Origin of the sequence: Ferribacterium limneticum (assembly GCF_020510565.1) — a bacterium.
Lineage (GTDB): Bacteria > Pseudomonadota > Gammaproteobacteria > Burkholderiales > Rhodocyclaceae > Azonexus > Azonexus limneticus_B.
Genome location: NZ_CP075189.1, coordinates 3,583,165 through 3,596,696, shown reverse-complemented (window position 1 = coordinate 3,596,696; position 13,532 = coordinate 3,583,165). Strand labels below are relative to the sequence as shown.

Sequence of the window (13,532 nt, the reverse complement as noted above, 5' to 3'; positions counted from 1 at the left end):
TTGGTGTTGCGCTTCTGCCCTACAATGCGTCCCATGACTGCTACTGAATTTCCTGTTATCGCCTGGCTTGAAGGGAGTGAGACCAAATCCGCCCGCTGGCGCTCCGAGGCTGGCTTGCCGGCGCATGACAAGGTCGTCGTGGCCGATGACCGCCTGAGTGTCGATGCTGCCTGGAAGTTGGCCAGCGAGGGAACGGCGATGCTGTGGCGGGGCGACTGGCAGAACGCCCGCCATCTGTTGCAGGGCTTGAGTCGCCGTGCCGAGCGTCCACCGCGGTCGGGCAGCCAGAAAAAGCCGGCAACGCCAGCCGAGGCATTCGATCTGCATCGCCGGAATCAGGGGCGACGGGCGCAGGCGCTCGGCCTGTTGCTGGTGCCGCTCGCTGCCGATTACAGCATTCCGCTACGGCGAGCGCAGGATGTCCGGCAGGCTTGCGTCGAGGCTTACGGGCCGCCGACTGGCGAGGATTCCGTGCTGTCTTTACGCGAGTTGCTGGCTGTCGTCAGCGCCCACGAATGGCGCAAGAAGGGCGTGCCGGTGCCGGCAGTGGAGGGGCGCATCTATCCGCATTACGGCGTGTTTTCGCCGGTGCGCGGGGAGTATGTCGATCTCGTTGCCAAGGCGCCGTTGCCGGCCAATTGTGATCTGGCCTTCGATATCGGCACCGGTTCCGGCATCATCGCGGCGATTCTGGCCCGGCGTGGTGTCAAGCAGATCGTCGCGACCGACATGAACGAGCGCGCCTTGGCTTGCGCCTCCGAAAATGTCGAAAAATTGGGGTTGACCGCAGCAATCCGCCTTGTGAAGACCGATCTGTTCCCGGAAGGGCGGGCGAAACTGGTTGTGTGCAATCCACCGTGGTTGCCGGCGCAGCCGACTTCGCCGGTCGAGTACGCGGTCTATGATCCGGACTCGCGCATGTTGCGCGGTTTTCTCGGTCGTCTGGCCTCGCATCTGGAGGTCGATGGCGAGGGCTGGCTGATTATTTCGGATATCGCCGAACACCTCGGCCTGCGCTCGCGGCAAAAGCTGCTCGGCTGGATCGAGATGGCCGGGTTGAAAGTCATAGCCCGTCTCGATACCCGGCCGAAACATCCCAAGGCGCAGGATGCGAGTGATCCGCTGCACGCGGCACGGGCCGCCGAGGTGACTTCGTTGTGGCGGCTCGGCCGGGCCGATGGAATAAACTGAATGCGTCTTCCGTATACCTTGGTGTAGCCCCCCAAAACCAACGGAGATCATCATGAAAACGAAAAACCTGCTTCTCACGCTGCTCATGTCGGCCACGCTGGCGGCTTGTTCAGGTGTCGGTACGCGTGCCGCTGCGCCGGCCATGGTGTCGGATGGCATGCTGACCGGCAGCAATGGCATGACGCTTTATGTCTTCGACAAGGATGCCGCCGGCAGCGGCAAGAGCATGTGCAACGGCCCGTGCGCCGCCAACTGGCCGCCGCTGATGGCCATGGATGGCGACATGGCGAGTGGCGACTACAGTGTTGTCACCCGCGACGATGGCAAGAAACAATGGGCCTTCAAGGGCAAGCCACTGTATTTCTGGGCCAAGGACCAGAAGGCCGGTGACAAGACCGGTGACGGCTTCAACAACGTTTGGCACGTAGCTAAACCTTAAGCAGACCGTGGACAGCCGCGCGATCATCGCCGAATTGCCTCGCCTACGCCGTTACGCGCGGGCGATGCTGGGCGACCGCGCGGCGGCGGACGACCTCGTGCAGGACACCCTTGAACGCGCCTGGAACCGCTTTGCTCAATGGCGGGCGGGCAGCGATTTGCGGGCCTGGCTGTTCGGCATCATGCACAACCTGCGCGTAGACCAACTGCGGTGCGGCAGCTTGCCGACCCATTCGCTCGACGACGATGCCTGCGAGGTGCCGACGCGCGCTACCCAAAACGACCGGCTCGAAGTGATGGATATCGAGTCCGCCCTCCGCCAATTGCCGGACGACCAGCGTGAAGTGCTGTTGCTCGTCGGGCTGGAGGAAATGACTTATGCCGAAATCGCCGCAGCGCTGGGCATTCCGATCGGCACCGTGATGTCCCGCCTGTCGCGTGGACGCGAACGCTTGCGCCAGATCATGGAAGGCCGGCAGTCTGGCGCCAATTTGAGGGTTGTACGATGAGCCCGCTCAATATCACCGAAGACGACCTGCACGCCTACGTCGACGGCGCCTTGACGCCAGCGCGGCGGGCCGAGATCGAAGCTTATCTGGTTCTCTATCCCGAGGACGCCGAACGCGTTCGCGCCTATCGCGCCCAGAACGAGGCGCTCAAGGCGTTGTTCAATCCGGTGCTGGTCGAGCCTTTGCCGGACCATTTGCAGGCGCTGACCGTGCAACCGGTGAATGCCACGGTCAACCGGAAAAAATGGCCAAATTTGAAATCCTGGCCGCTGCAGCAGATAGCCGCCGGTGTGGTTGTCGCCACGCTCGGCGGTGTCGCTGGTTGGCTGGGGCATGGTCAGTACCAGAGCGCCGAACACATGGCGCAGGTCGTCGTGCCGCTATCCCGACAGGCCGCCGTCGCCCACGTGGTTTACAGCCCCGATGCGCGCCGCCCCGTTGAGGTCACGGCCGATCAGGAGGAGGCGCTGGTCAAATGGTTGTCCAAACGTCTCGGTACCCCGGTCAGTCCGCCCAAACTCGGCGCCCTCGGTTACGAACTGGTTGGCGGCCGTCTGCTCCCCGGCAATGCCGGCCCGGTCGCCCAGTTCATGTATCAGGAGGCCACCGGCCAGCGCATGACGCTGTACGTGACGACCGAAAATGCAACCCAGCCCGAAACCGGCTTCCGTTTCGCCCGCGAAGGGCAGGTCAACGTTTTCTACTGGGTCGATGGTAAATTCGGCTACGCCCTGTCGGCGAGCACCGCCAAGGGCGAACTGGCCAAAGTGGCGACGGCGGTTTACGACCAACTCGAAGCAAAAAAATGAACGCCCTTGTTTTGAACGAAAGCGAAGTTGAATTCACCGCCATCCGCGCTCAAGGCGCGGGCGGGCAGAACGTCAACAAGGTGTCGAACGCCGTGCATTTGCGCTTTGATATCGCAGCCTCCAGCCTGCCCGGTGAAATCAAGGAAAAGCTGCGGGCCATGCGCGATCAGCGGATCAGTAGCGATGGCATCGTCGTCATCAAGGCACAAAAGCATCGCAGCCTTGAGCGCAACCGCGAAGACGGGCTGGTTCGCTTGCGCGAACTGATTGCCGCGGCGGCCTTTGTGCCGGTTGTCCGGCGGCCAACCAAGCCCAGCCGAAGCGCACAGCGCAAGCGCATCGAGAGCAAAATAAAACGCGGCCAGGTCAAACTACAGCGCGGCCGCGTTAGTGAATAGCAGGAAGCTTTTGGGTCAGCCTGGCTGACCCTTTTATTTAGGTCTTGACGCCCGGCTTGCGGCCCGGAGCGGCTGACGGCATGTAGCCGGAAACGCGGCAGAACATGCCTTCGGTCGGCGTGCCGTTCTTGAACGTCGTCATGCTGCATACCGAAATGGCTTTTTGAGCGGACAGTTCGAGGATCGATGTACGAACATCCGACAACGCAATGCCTGTGCCTTTCGCAATATCAGCATCGAGCAATTGGCCGTGCTTCTTGAGGTGCGTGAGGATGGATTCTGTATTCATGTCGAATGCCTTTACAAAAAATGCCTAAAAAACCTGCCACTTCGCGTCAGCAACGGGGCTTTCGTCGAAGTGCCTACCGGGTACTTCTGAAACATGCGGCCAAGCCCGGAGGCTTGGTCGCAGAACTGCAAGTTGGTGGGCCTGCACGGACTTGAACCGTGGACCAAAGGATTATGAGTCCTCTGCTCTAACCAACTGAGCTACAGGCCCGGAAAGCTTAGTTGCCGTTTTGGTCCAGGAAGCTGCGCAGCTTGTCGGAGCGGGTTGGGTGACGCAGCTTGCGCAGCGCCTTGGCTTCAATTTGGCGGATACGCTCGCGGGTGACGTCGAACTGTTTGCCGACTTCTTCCAGCGTGTGGTCGGTGTTCATTTCGATACCGAAGCGCATGCGCAGGACCTTGGCCTCCCTCGTCGTCAGCGTGTCGAGGATTTCCTTGGTGACGCCGCGCAGGCTGGAGTACATGGCTGCATCGGCCGGCGCCAGGGTCAGCTGATCTTCGATGAAATCGCCAAGATGCGAGTCGTCGTCGTCGCCGATCGGGGTTTCCATGGAGATCGGCTCCTTGGAAATCTTCATGATCTTGCGGATCTTGTCTTCCGGCATGTCCATCTTCTTGGCCAGCGTTGCCGGATCGGGTTCGGCACCCGTTTCCTGCAGGATCTGGCGGCTGATCCGGTTCATCTTGTTGATCGTTTCGATCATGTGCACCGGGATGCGGATGGTCCGCGCCTGGTCGGCGATGGAGCGCGTGATGGCCTGACGGATCCACCACGTGGCGTAGGTCGAGAACTTGTAGCCGCGACGGTATTCGAACTTGTCCACGGCCTTCATGAGGCCGATGTTGCCTTCCTGGATGAGGTCGAGGAACTGCAGGCCGCGGTTGGTGTATTTCTTGGCAATCGAGATGACCAGACGCAGGTTGGCCTCGGTCATTTCGCGCTTGGCGCGACGGGCCTTGGCTTCACCGGTGGACATCTGCTTGTTGATGTCCTTGAGGTCCTTGAGCGGAATGCCGATGCGATCCTGGAGGGCGATCAGCTTCTTCTGCTCTTCCTTGATGTCCGGTGCACAGCGCGTCAGGATGGCCAGGTAGGTCTTGGGGGCGGCGGCGATTTCGGCGTCCACCCACTCCAGCGTCGTTTCCTTGCCCGGGAAGGTCTGGATAAAGTGCGGACGTGGCATCTTGACGCGGTCGACGCAGATTTGCTGAATCTTGCGCTCGGAGCCGCGAATCTGTTCGACCATGCCGCGCACGCTGTCGCACAGGCGTTCGATCGAGCGCGAGGTGAAGCGGATGTTGAGCAGTTCATCGGAAATCTGCTGTTGCAGTTTGAGGTAGGCCTTGTCATGCGGGCCCTTGCTCGACAGCAGCTTCTGCATCTTGGCATGCACGCTCTTGATGGCCTTGAAACGCTCCAGGGCATCGGTCTTGAGTTGCAGCAGCGAGGCGGAAGCAGCGCCAGCGGCACCTCCGTCGCCGTCCTCATCCTCGTCGTCCGTTTCCTCTTCTTCGGCTTCGGGCATTTCGGGAGCTGCGGCGACTTCTTCGGTGGCGTTCGGGTCGATCAGGCCATCGACCAGTTCGTCGATGCGCATCTCGTCGTTCTCGACCTTGGCGGCCATGTCGAGAATGTCGGTAATCGTGGTCGGGCAGGCGGAAATCGCCTGGATCATGTGCTTGAGGCCTTCCTCGATGCGCTTGGCGATCTCGATTTCGCCTTCGCGGGTGAGGAGTTCAACCGTGCCCATCTCGCGCATGTACATGCGGACCGGGTCGGTGGTGCGGCCGAATTCGGAATCGACGGTGGACAACGCCTGTTCAGCTTGCGCTTCGACTTCTTCGTCATCGGCAGCAACGGCAGCGGTGTCCGACATCAGCAGGTCTTCGGCAGCCGGGGCTTCGTCGAAAACCTGGATGCTCATTTCGCTGAAGGTCGAAATGATCGCTTCGATACTTTCGGCGTCGACCACGTCGTCCGGCAGGTGGTCGTTGATCTCGGCGTAGGTCAGGTAGCCGCGCTCCTTGCCGAGCTTGATCAGCGTCTTGAGGCGCGTCTTGCGCGCTTCGGCGTCGAGCGGTTCGGGGGCTTCAGCCATCTGGCCTTGCAGCAGCGCCTTCTCGGCTGCCTTCTCCTTGGCCTTGCTGATGCGAGCCTTCGGGGCTTCCTTAACGGGGTCTTTTGCCTTAGCCATGAACACGATCCATAGAATTCGAGAAAACCATAAATTTTACCACAACTTAGCTGCGATTTGCTTGCTTGCTGAGCAGTTGTATGTAAGCCATTTTTTCCGCAGCGCTGAGTCCGGCCACGCCAAATTGATGGGCTTTCGCCTGCAATTCGGCAAAAGCACGTTTCTGGCCGCCTTCCTGCAACTTGTCGAGGGTGTCGCGAAACTCTTCGTCTGCTTCATCTTCGTCAAACGGCTGGCCGAGAAGTTCCGATGCGGCGTTTTCGATCATGCTTTCCTCCGGTTGGCCACGCAATTGCTCACGTATCCCGGCGTAGCTGCTGGCATCATCGTTGGCGCTGACCAGGTCGTGCAGGCGAATCAGCGCGGCGCGCTCAGGGGTGTCGGGCAGAAGATCGATCGGCAGCTGGCTGGCCAGTTGCGGCTTGTGCAACACGATGCGCAGCAGGTTGCGGGTCAGCGACGGCGCGGTCCGCTTGGCCTTGGGCGGGGCGGACGGCGTGTAGGATTTGAGTTCGCACAGGCGCTCGACTTCACCCTGGGCAAAGCCGCTGGCTTCGGCCAAGCGCTTGACTAACTGCAGGCGCAGCAACGGCGTCGGCAGTTTGAGCAGCAGCGGCTTGGCTTCGTAGATCAGTTGCGCCTTGCCTTCAGAGCTGGTCAGGTCGCAGCGCTGGGCCAGTTCGCGCAGCAGGAAGTCGGAGAGCGGCATGGCCTGGATGACTTGCCGGTCGAACTGTTCCTTGCCGAATTCGCGGATGTAGCTGTCCGGGTCATGTTCCTGGGGCAGGAAGATGAAGGCCAGACGCTTGTTGTCGGCCAGTGCTTCTAGCGAGTTTTCCAGGGCCCGCCACGCCGCTTTACGCCCGGCGTTGTCGCCGTCGAAACAGAAAACGATGCGGTCGACCTGGCGTAGCAGCTTGGTGACGTGGGTGGCGGTTGTGGCCGTGCCGAGTGTGGCGACGGCGTTGCCGACGCCGTTCTGGGCCAGCGCGATGACGTCCATGTAGCCTTCGGTGACGATGGCGGTGTCGGTTTCGCGCAGGGTCTGACGGGCTTGCGGCAGACCGAACAGTTCGCGGCCCTTTTCGAAGAGCGGTGTTTCCGGCGAATTGAGGTATTTCGGTTCGCCCTGGTCGATGATACGGCCGCCGAAGGCGATGATCTCGCCCTTGGGATTGATGATTGGAATCATCAGGCGGTCGCGGAAACGGTCGTAGCGGCGGCCGGACTCGTTTTCGATGACCAGTCCGGCGACCTTCAGTTCGTCAGCGTTGTAGTCGGGGAAAACTCCCTGCAGATTCTGCCAGCCATCCGGCGCGTAGCCCATGCCGAAGCGGGCGGCGATTTCTCCGGTCAAGCCGCGTTTCTTGCAATATTCGATGGCTTTCGGTGACTGCTTGAGCTGGTCTTTGTAGTACTGCGCGGCGCGCGCCATGATCTCGATCAGCGTTCGCGTCTGGCCGGGCTTTTCGTCCTTGAAGCTGCGCCCTTCGCTTTCCGGCACCTGCATGCCGGCGCGAGTGGCGAGATCCTTGACGGCATCGACGAAGCCGAGGCCCTGGTATTCCATGACGAAGCTGATTGCCGTGCCGTGGGCGCCGCAGCCGAAGCAATGGTAGAACTGCTTGGTCGGGCTGACCGTGAAGGACGGCGATTTTTCATTGTGGAAAGGGCAGCAGGCGGCGTAATTGGCACCCGCTTTCTTGAGTGGTACGTAGCTGTCCACCAGGTCGACGATGTCGACCCGGGCCAGCAGATCCTGGATAAAAGAATCCGGAATCACGACGTGCCTCGCGGCTTAACCGGCTAGCGCCGCTTTGACCAGTTTCGAAACCTCGGCCATGTCGGCCTTGCCGGCCAGTTGCGGCTTGAGCACTGCCATCAGCTTGCCCATGTCGGCCGGGCCTTTGGCGCCAGTGGCAGCAACAGCGGCGGCGACCGCCGCGGCGGTTTCCTCGGTGCTCATTTTTTCCGGCAGATAGACAGCGAGGACGGCGATTTCAAATTTTTCGGCGTCGGCCAGTTCCTGGCGACCGGCAGCTTCGTACTGGGTGACGCTGTCCTTGCGCTGCTTGGTCAGCTTTTCGATGATGGCGACGACGGCGGTGTCATCGAGTTCAATGCGCTCGTCGACTTCCTTTTGCTTGAGGGCGGCGAGCAGCAGACGAATCGCGCTCAGCTTGGCCGTTTCCTTGGCCTTCATGGCCGACTTCATGTCTTCGGTGATGCGTGCTTTCAAACTCATTTTCGGCTTTCTTAAAGCAAAGAGCCGCCAGCTGTTGGGCGGGCGGCTCTTTTGTGCTGCGAAATTTTTCTGATTAGAAAAGTTTCGGCGGCAGGGTCAGGCTACGGAGGCGCTTGTGCTGGCGTTTGACAGCAGCGGCAGCCTTACGCTTGCGCTCGGCGGTGGGCTTTTCGTAAAACTCACGGGCGCGCAGCTCGGTCAGCAGACCCGTTTTTTCGACGGTGCGCTTGAAGCGGCGGATCGCAACTTCGAACGGCTCATTTTCCTTGACACGAACGTTTGGCATATAAATCACCCCCTTCCGTTAGGCGCCTGCCAGGTCAAGTGAAAGGCAGTGCGCGCAAAATTTGTTCCGCAGACTTTGCGGGTAGCCCAACAGTATATGCGAGAAAACCTTGTTGGTCCAAGTGTTAAAATCGACGCCATGCTAGTTCTTGGTATTGAATCTTCCTGCGACGAAACCGGTATTGCGCTCTACGACAGCGCAGCCGGCCTCCTGTCGCATGCGCTCCACTCGCAAGTGGCGATGCACGCCGAGTACGGTGGTGTCGTTCCCGAACTGGCTTCGCGCGATCACATCCGGCGCGTCGTGCCCTTGCTGCGTGAGGCGCTGGCGCAGGGCAATCGCTCGCTCGACGAGGTCGATGCCGTGGCCTACACGCGCGGTCCGGGGCTGGCCGGGGCGCTGCTCGTTGGTTGCGCCTTTGCCGAAGCGTTGGCGCTGGCCATCGACAAGCCGACCATTCCGGTGCATCACCTCGAAGGGCATTTGTTGTCGCCGCTGTTGTCGGCCACGCCGCCGACCTTTCCGTTTGTCGCCTTGCTGGTCTCTGGCGGTCACACGCAATTGATGCGGGTGACCGGCGTCGGCGAGTACGAACTGCTCGGCGAGACGCTGGATGATGCGGCCGGCGAGGCTTTCGACAAGAGCGCGAAGCTGCTCGGCCTGCCCTATCCGGGTGGTGCCTTGCTGTCGAAGCTGGCTGAGTCGGGCACGCCGGGGGTTTATGAATTGCCGCGGCCGATGCTGCATTCGGGTGATCTGAGTTTCAGTTTTTCCGGGCTCAAGACGGCGGTGCTGACGCTGGTGCGTGAGCACGCCGAGGACATGAGTGAGCCTTTCAAGGCTGATGCGGCGCGGGCTTTTCAGGAGGCCATTGTCGAGGTGCTGGTCAAGAAATCGCTCAAGGCGATGAAGCAGACCGGCCTCAAGCAGTTGGTGGTGGCCGGTGGCGTTGGCGCCAACAAGCAGTTGCGGGCGACGCTCGACGACGAGGCACGGCGCAAGCGGTTCAGCGTTTATTACCCGGAGCTGGAGTTCTGTACCGATAACGGCGCGATGATCGCGCTGGCCGGTTGCCTGCGCCTGCAGGCCGGAACGCCGGCCAAGGCGGCGGGCAGTTTTGCCATTCAGCCGCGCTGGCCGTTGAGCGATTTGATCGGTTAATTCCGGGCGTGGGCGACGTTGAAGCTGTCGACGCCGTCGAGTCCGATCAGCTTGACGGGCATTTCGGCGAGTGGTTTGCCGATGCCCTGGCCGAGGGCCACCGCGACAAAACGCCATTCCTGGGCGCGGCCATGGTAGCCAACGGAAAACGAGCCACCGGCCACTTCGTAGCCCATATCGAGCAGGGCTTTCCGGATGTAGACTTCCTGTGGCATGAATTCAGGCAAGAAACGCAGGCTGACCGAGATGGCGTGGCGCGATGGTAGCCAGGCTTCGAGCTTGGAAACATAGAGCATGCAAGCGGCCGAGAGCAGCGTGAGCAGGATGGCGGCGCCGTAGAAACCGATACCGACCAGGATGCCGATGACCGATGCCGACCAGATCGAGGCGGCGGTGGTCAGGCCGCTGATGTTGAGGCCTTCCTTCATGATGACACCGGCGCCGAGGAAGCCGACACCGGTGACGATACCCTGGATGACCCGCGTCGGATCCGGCATGGGAACGGCGGCACCACCGGCCTGGAGCAGCGCGGCGCCGCCGTACCAGGAACCGGGGTAACCGGCAATGACCGTGCAGGCGCAGGAGGCGACGCAAACCAGTCCGTAGGTCCGCATGCCGGCGGCACGGCCGTGGTAGGAGCGTTCGTAGCCAAGGATGAAGCCGAGCAGCAGGGCGCCGACCAGGTTCATGAAGACGATGATGTTGGTGGCAATTTCGTTGGCCGACCAGTAACTGGACAGCGCTTCAACTGAAAGGGCGTGCATGCTTGGCGTCCGCTGGGCGATGGCGCTCAGTGTTCTCCAATTCGCCCCCTGCCGCAAGGTTTGGCGTTAATCGTCACGCAGCGATTTGAAAATTGGCCAAAATTTCCGGTCGACCGTGGCGATACTCTTTTTCTTCTTCTTTTTCAGCTTCGGGCAGTCTTTGCACGGCGGATGGTGCTTGCAGCATTTCTTGCTCATGGTGGCCTCCGTTTAGTTCCGACGGGCCACACAGTAGGTGGCGCCGGCCTTGAGGGGCCACGTGTCAGCATCGACCGTCGCCACATTTCGCCGTGTACGACGCGGGCTTTTACCGCGAACGGGTGATTGTGCGAATCGAGCACGGCATCGGCGGGCCAGGTGCGTTCAAGCACCTCGTCGAATCCTTCGGCGAGGGCTAGCGCCTTGAATTCATCGAAGGTGCCTGAAAGCATGGCTTGGTCTCAGAGGGCGGACAGAGCTGCGGCGTAGTCGGGTTCGTTCTTGATTTCGCTGACCAGTTCACTGTGGATGACCTTGTCGTTTTCGTCGAGGACGACGACGGCGCGGGCGGTCAGCCCGGCCAGCGGGCCGCTGGTGATGGCGACGCCGTAGGCTTCGATGAACTCGCGGCCGCGCAGGGTGGACAGGTTGACGACGTTATCGAGACCTTCTGCGCCGCAAAAGCGGGCCTGGGCGAAGGGCAGGTCGGCCGAGATGCACAGGACGACGGCGTTCGGCAATCCGCTCGCCTTGGTGTTGAACTGGCGGACAGATGTGGCGCAGGTCGGCGTGTCGATGCTCGGGAAAATGTTGAGGATCTTGCGTGTGCCGGCGAAGCTGGCGAGGGCGACGTCGGACAGATCCTTGGCGACCAGCGAAAAGGCGGGGGCCGTGTCGCCCTTTTGCGGGAATTTGCCGGCGACGGTGATGGCGTTGCCGCCGAGGGTGACGCTTTGGGTCATGGGTTTTCCTTGGTGTTTGGAACGGAGGCACCGTTTGACGGGGGCGCTCCATTTTGGTTCATTGCTCAGAAGTTGTCGGGCAGGGTCGCCAGGATGTCGACGTAGGGTTGCCATGCCAGCTCGTCGAACCAGCGATCAATGAAATTCGAAATCATGGTGGCCTCCTGAAGTGGTTCGGGTCGTGATGACCTGGTGACCTCAGTGTAGGCAGCGCGGATTTAGTGATCCAATCGATTGATCGAATGCGATGGATTGGAATTGGCTATCGCGCCGACGCAAAAAACGCCGGCGAACCGGCGTTGTTGTGGCGAGGCCTTGGCCTCAAGCCTTTTTCTTGCTGCCGATCTTCGATTCCTGGCCGGCCATCAGGCGCTGGATGTTCTGCCAATGCTTGCCGATCAGGGCCATGCCGAGGATGCCGACGACGACCGTCTGGCCGTTGCCGCCGTGCATCAGCACGGAAATGACCGGGGCCATGGCGGCAGCGATGACGGCGGCCAGCGATGAGTAGCGGAAGGCGTAGGCCATGAACAGCCAGGTGCCGGCGACGGCGAGGCCGAGCAGCGGGTCGAGCGCGATGAGCACGCCGGCGGCGGTGGCGACGCCCTTGCCGCCCTTGAATTTGAGGAAGATCGGGTAGAGATGGCCGAGGAAGACGGCGAGTGCGACGAGGCCGATGACGGTGCTCGAAAAGCCCATCTGCTGCGCGATGAAGACGGCGGCCCAGCCCTTGAGGGCATCGCCGAGCAGGGTGAATAGCGCGGCCTTCTTGTTGCCACTGCGCAGCACGTTGGTGGCGCCCGGGTTGCCCGAACCGTAGGTGCGCGGGTCGGCCAGCCCGAAGAGCTTGGAGGAAATCATGGCGAAGGGAACGGAGCCGAGCAGGTAGGCGGTAACGAGGGCGAGGGCAATTTGCATGGGGCGCTTAGGTGGCTTTGGTCGCTGGGGTACAATCGCGCCAAATTTTACACCGCTGCTGCGGTCGACCGCCTTATGGACATCATTTTCCTCGAAGAACTGCGTGCTGAAACCTGGATAGGCATTTATCCGCGCGAAAAGGCCATGCCGCAGACGGTCGAAATCTCTTTGCAAATTGGCGTGTCGACCGCTTCAGCCGGGGCCAGCGACGACATTCGCGACACGGTCGATTACGCCGTGGTGGTCGACCGCCTGCGGGCCGATCTGGCCGCCGTGCACTTCAATCTGATCGAGGCGCTGGCCGAACACGTGGCGAGCTACGTGCTGGAAACCTTCGCCGTGCACTGGGTCCGCGTGTCGGTCGCCAAGCTCGGCATGATGCCGGGCGTCAAGCGCGTCGGCGTGATTATCGAACGCTCGCTCTGAGCGTTTGGCCTCATCGGGCCATTTCAATTTTGGCCATTTTTTACGGTTGACCGTGGGAATGCCCAGGGCCGGCTAAAACGCCGCCGCCAGCACCGTCATCACGGCGAAACCGGTGGCCAATCCAGCCGTTCCGGCGCCGACTCGCCCCGGTTTGTGCGAGGCCGGAATCATTTCGTGGCTGACCACCCAGAGCATCGCCCCGGCCGCTGCGGCGAGCGCCATTGGTAAGGCGGCGCCGGCGACGGTGCTGGCGATGACCCCGAACAAGCCGCCGACCGGTTCGACGAGGCCGGTGCCCAGCGCGATCAGGGTGGCCCGTAAAGGCGCGGCACCCAGCGCCACCATGGCGCTGGCGACGATCCAGCCTTCCGGGATGTTCTGCAAGGCGATGCCGAGGCTCATGCCGTGGTCGGCGCCTGCCGCTGCCGCGACGCCCACCGCCAAGCCTTCCGGCACGTTGTGGATGGCGATGGCGGCGACGACGAGGGCGACGTTGGGTTGCATGCCGCTGCTTTCGATTTCTTCGACGTGTTCGTGCGGCAAGCGCCGATCCAGCATCTGCATGGCCGCGATGCCAGCCAGCAAGGCGCCGGCCGTGGCCATGCCGAGCGACCACACGGCATCGCTGGCCATCACCGTCTGCACGGCCGGGACGAGGAGCGAGAAAAGGCTGGCGGCGAGCATCATGCCGCCGGCCAGGCCGAGCATCGGGGCCATCAGCCGTTCCGACGGGCGACGGAGCATGAGCACGGGAATGGCGCCAAGCCCGGTTGCCGCGCCGGCCAACAGGCTGGCTTCAAGCCCCTTGGCGGCCATCGGGTGGGCAGCGAGCCAATGGACGGCCTGTTCGATGCCGAAGGCGATGGCAACAACGGCCATCGCCATGCCGACCCAGAGGTGGCGACGGGCGGTCGGCCGGGCATAGTGCTGGATAACGAGTTGGGTCATGGTGGCGCTCCTTTG

The 13,532-nt window shown here is 61.8% G+C and carries 16 protein-coding genes and 1 tRNA gene; 7 read left to right on the top strand and 10 right to left on the bottom strand.

The window, feature by feature from the left end; translation table 11 throughout:
- The first annotated feature begins 24 nt into the window (after positions 1-24).
- From KI610_RS17245 to arfB, 5 genes are all read left to right on the top strand, one after another.
- Entirely contained in the window at positions 25-1,191 is a 1,167-nt protein-coding gene (locus tag KI610_RS17245; RefSeq protein ID WP_404827422.1) for a methyltransferase, read from the top strand.
- Between the two features lie 52 nt (positions 1,192-1,243).
- On the top strand, positions 1,244-1,630 hold the full coding sequence (locus tag KI610_RS17240) for a COG4315 family predicted lipoprotein (protein WP_226496175.1): 387 nt from the start codon (positions 1,244-1,246) through the stop codon (positions 1,628-1,630).
- Between the two features lie 64 nt (positions 1,631-1,694).
- Entirely contained in the window at positions 1,695-2,138 is a 444-nt protein-coding gene (locus KI610_RS17235) for an RNA polymerase sigma factor (RefSeq protein WP_404827421.1), read from the top strand.
- Entirely contained in the window at positions 2,135-2,947 is an 813-nt protein-coding gene (locus KI610_RS17230; RefSeq protein WP_226496173.1) for an anti-sigma factor family protein, read from the top strand. Before KI610_RS17235 ends, KI610_RS17230 begins: the two co-directional genes overlap by 4 nt.
- Positions 2,944-3,345: an alternative ribosome rescue aminoacyl-tRNA hydrolase ArfB gene (gene arfB / locus KI610_RS17225; protein WP_226496172.1), complete on the top strand. Its 402-nt coding sequence runs from the start codon at positions 2,944-2,946 to the stop codon at positions 3,343-3,345. The genes KI610_RS17230 and arfB overlap by 4 nt, the downstream gene beginning before the upstream one ends.
- Before the next feature lie 37 nt (positions 3,346-3,382).
- Here arfB and KI610_RS17220 read toward each other — a convergent pair whose 3' ends face one another.
- From KI610_RS17220 to rpsU, 6 genes are all read right to left on the bottom strand, one after another.
- A complete protein-coding gene (locus KI610_RS17220; protein WP_226403662.1) occupies positions 3,383-3,634 on the bottom strand; it encodes a transcriptional regulator in 252 nt (83 codons plus the stop codon).
- 133 nt (positions 3,635-3,767) lie between these two features.
- A tRNA-Ile gene (locus KI610_RS17215) sits at positions 3,768-3,844 on the bottom strand.
- A 7-nt stretch (positions 3,845-3,851) separates the two neighbouring features.
- Positions 3,852-5,828, bottom strand: a complete 1,977-nt coding sequence (rpoD, locus tag KI610_RS17210; protein ID WP_404827420.1) for an RNA polymerase sigma factor RpoD — start codon at positions 5,826-5,828, stop codon at positions 3,852-3,854.
- 46 nt (positions 5,829-5,874) lie between these two features.
- Positions 5,875-7,611: a DNA primase gene (gene dnaG / locus KI610_RS17205; protein WP_226496170.1), complete on the bottom strand. Its 1,737-nt coding sequence runs from the start codon at positions 7,609-7,611 to the stop codon at positions 5,875-5,877.
- Positions 7,612-7,626: 15 nt separating this feature from the next.
- Positions 7,627-8,073 carry a GatB/YqeY domain-containing protein gene (locus KI610_RS17200; protein ID WP_226496169.1) on the bottom strand — a complete coding sequence of 149 codons (447 nt, stop codon included), beginning with the start codon at positions 8,071-8,073 and terminating at the stop codon, positions 7,627-7,629.
- A gap of 73 nt (positions 8,074-8,146) precedes the next feature.
- Positions 8,147-8,359 carry a 30S ribosomal protein S21 gene (gene rpsU, locus KI610_RS17195; RefSeq protein ID WP_226496168.1) on the bottom strand — a complete coding sequence of 71 codons (213 nt, stop codon included), beginning with the start codon at positions 8,357-8,359 and terminating at the stop codon, positions 8,147-8,149.
- Between the two features lie 138 nt (positions 8,360-8,497).
- On the opposite strand from rpsU, the gene tsaD reads away from it, so the two are divergent.
- The gene (tsaD, locus tag KI610_RS17190; protein ID WP_226496167.1) at positions 8,498-9,520 is read left to right on the top strand and encodes a tRNA (adenosine(37)-N6)-threonylcarbamoyltransferase complex transferase subunit TsaD; all 1,023 of its coding nucleotides are present in this window, start codon (positions 8,498-8,500) and stop codon (positions 9,518-9,520) included.
- On the opposite strand, the gene KI610_RS17185 is transcribed toward tsaD, so the two are convergent.
- The 3 genes from KI610_RS17185 to plsY all read right to left on the bottom strand — a co-directional run bounded on the left by KI610_RS17185 (position 9,517) and on the right by plsY (position 12,143).
- On the bottom strand, positions 9,517-10,284 hold the full coding sequence (locus KI610_RS17185; protein ID WP_226496166.1) for an MgtC/SapB family protein: 768 nt from the start codon (positions 10,282-10,284) through the stop codon (positions 9,517-9,519). The two genes, tsaD and KI610_RS17185, sit on opposite strands and share 4 nt — an antisense overlap.
- 440 nt (positions 10,285-10,724) lie before the next feature.
- The gene (tpx, locus tag KI610_RS17180) at positions 10,725-11,225 is read right to left on the bottom strand and encodes a thiol peroxidase (RefSeq protein ID WP_226496165.1); all 501 of its coding nucleotides are present in this window, start codon (positions 11,223-11,225) and stop codon (positions 10,725-10,727) included.
- Between the two features lie 321 nt (positions 11,226-11,546).
- Positions 11,547-12,143: a glycerol-3-phosphate 1-O-acyltransferase PlsY gene (gene plsY / locus KI610_RS17175; RefSeq protein ID WP_226496164.1), complete on the bottom strand. Its 597-nt coding sequence runs from the start codon at positions 12,141-12,143 to the stop codon at positions 11,547-11,549.
- 75 nt (positions 12,144-12,218) lie between these two features.
- Here plsY and KI610_RS17170 point away from each other — a divergent pair, with 75 nt between their 5' ends.
- On the top strand, positions 12,219-12,569 hold the full coding sequence (locus KI610_RS17170; protein WP_226403686.1) for a dihydroneopterin aldolase: 351 nt from the start codon (positions 12,219-12,221) through the stop codon (positions 12,567-12,569).
- Between the two features lie 72 nt (positions 12,570-12,641).
- On the opposite strand, the gene KI610_RS17165 is transcribed toward KI610_RS17170, so the two are convergent.
- On the bottom strand, positions 12,642-13,517 hold the full coding sequence (locus tag KI610_RS17165) for a ZIP family metal transporter (RefSeq protein WP_226496163.1): 876 nt from the start codon (positions 13,515-13,517) through the stop codon (positions 12,642-12,644).
- Between the last annotated feature and the right edge of the window lie 15 nt (positions 13,518-13,532).

What these genes read in the sequence shown, in the direction of transcription:
- tsaD (WP_226496167.1), top strand. Translation starts at nt 8,498, where the DNA reads ATGCTAGTTCTTGGTATTGAATCTTCCTGCGACGAAACCGGTATTGCG.
- rpsU (WP_226496168.1), bottom strand. Translation starts at nt 8,359, where the DNA reads ATGCCAAACGTTCGTGTCAAGGAAAATGAGCCGTTCGAAGTTGCGATC.
- KI610_RS17165 (WP_226496163.1), bottom strand. Translation starts at nt 13,517, where the DNA reads ATGACCCAACTCGTTATCCAGCACTATGCCCGGCCGACCGCCCGTCGC.
- tpx (WP_226496165.1), bottom strand. Translation starts at nt 11,225, where the DNA reads ATGACCCAAAGCGTCACCCTCGGCGGCAACGCCATCACCGTCGCCGGC.
- KI610_RS17245 (WP_404827422.1), top strand. Translation starts at nt 25, where the DNA reads ATGCGTCCCATGACTGCTACTGAATTTCCTGTTATCGCCTGGCTTGAA.
- plsY (WP_226496164.1), bottom strand. Translation starts at nt 12,143, where the DNA reads ATGCAAATTGCCCTCGCCCTCGTTACCGCCTACCTGCTCGGCTCCGTT.
- KI610_RS17240 (WP_226496175.1), top strand. Translation starts at nt 1,244, where the DNA reads ATGAAAACGAAAAACCTGCTTCTCACGCTGCTCATGTCGGCCACGCTG.
- KI610_RS17235 (WP_404827421.1), top strand. Translation starts at nt 1,695, where the DNA reads ATGCTGGGCGACCGCGCGGCGGCGGACGACCTCGTGCAGGACACCCTT.
- KI610_RS17185 (WP_226496166.1), bottom strand. Translation starts at nt 10,284, where the DNA reads ATGCACGCCCTTTCAGTTGAAGCGCTGTCCAGTTACTGGTCGGCCAAC.
- KI610_RS17200 (WP_226496169.1), bottom strand. Translation starts at nt 8,073, where the DNA reads ATGAGTTTGAAAGCACGCATCACCGAAGACATGAAGTCGGCCATGAAG.
- KI610_RS17220 (WP_226403662.1), bottom strand. Translation starts at nt 3,634, where the DNA reads ATGAATACAGAATCCATCCTCACGCACCTCAAGAAGCACGGCCAATTG.
- rpoD (WP_404827420.1), bottom strand. Translation starts at nt 5,828, where the DNA reads ATGGCTAAGGCAAAAGACCCCGTTAAGGAAGCCCCGAAGGCTCGCATC.
- arfB (WP_226496172.1), top strand. Translation starts at nt 2,944, where the DNA reads ATGAACGCCCTTGTTTTGAACGAAAGCGAAGTTGAATTCACCGCCATC.
- KI610_RS17170 (WP_226403686.1), top strand. Translation starts at nt 12,219, where the DNA reads ATGGACATCATTTTCCTCGAAGAACTGCGTGCTGAAACCTGGATAGGC.
- KI610_RS17230 (WP_226496173.1), top strand. Translation starts at nt 2,135, where the DNA reads ATGAGCCCGCTCAATATCACCGAAGACGACCTGCACGCCTACGTCGAC.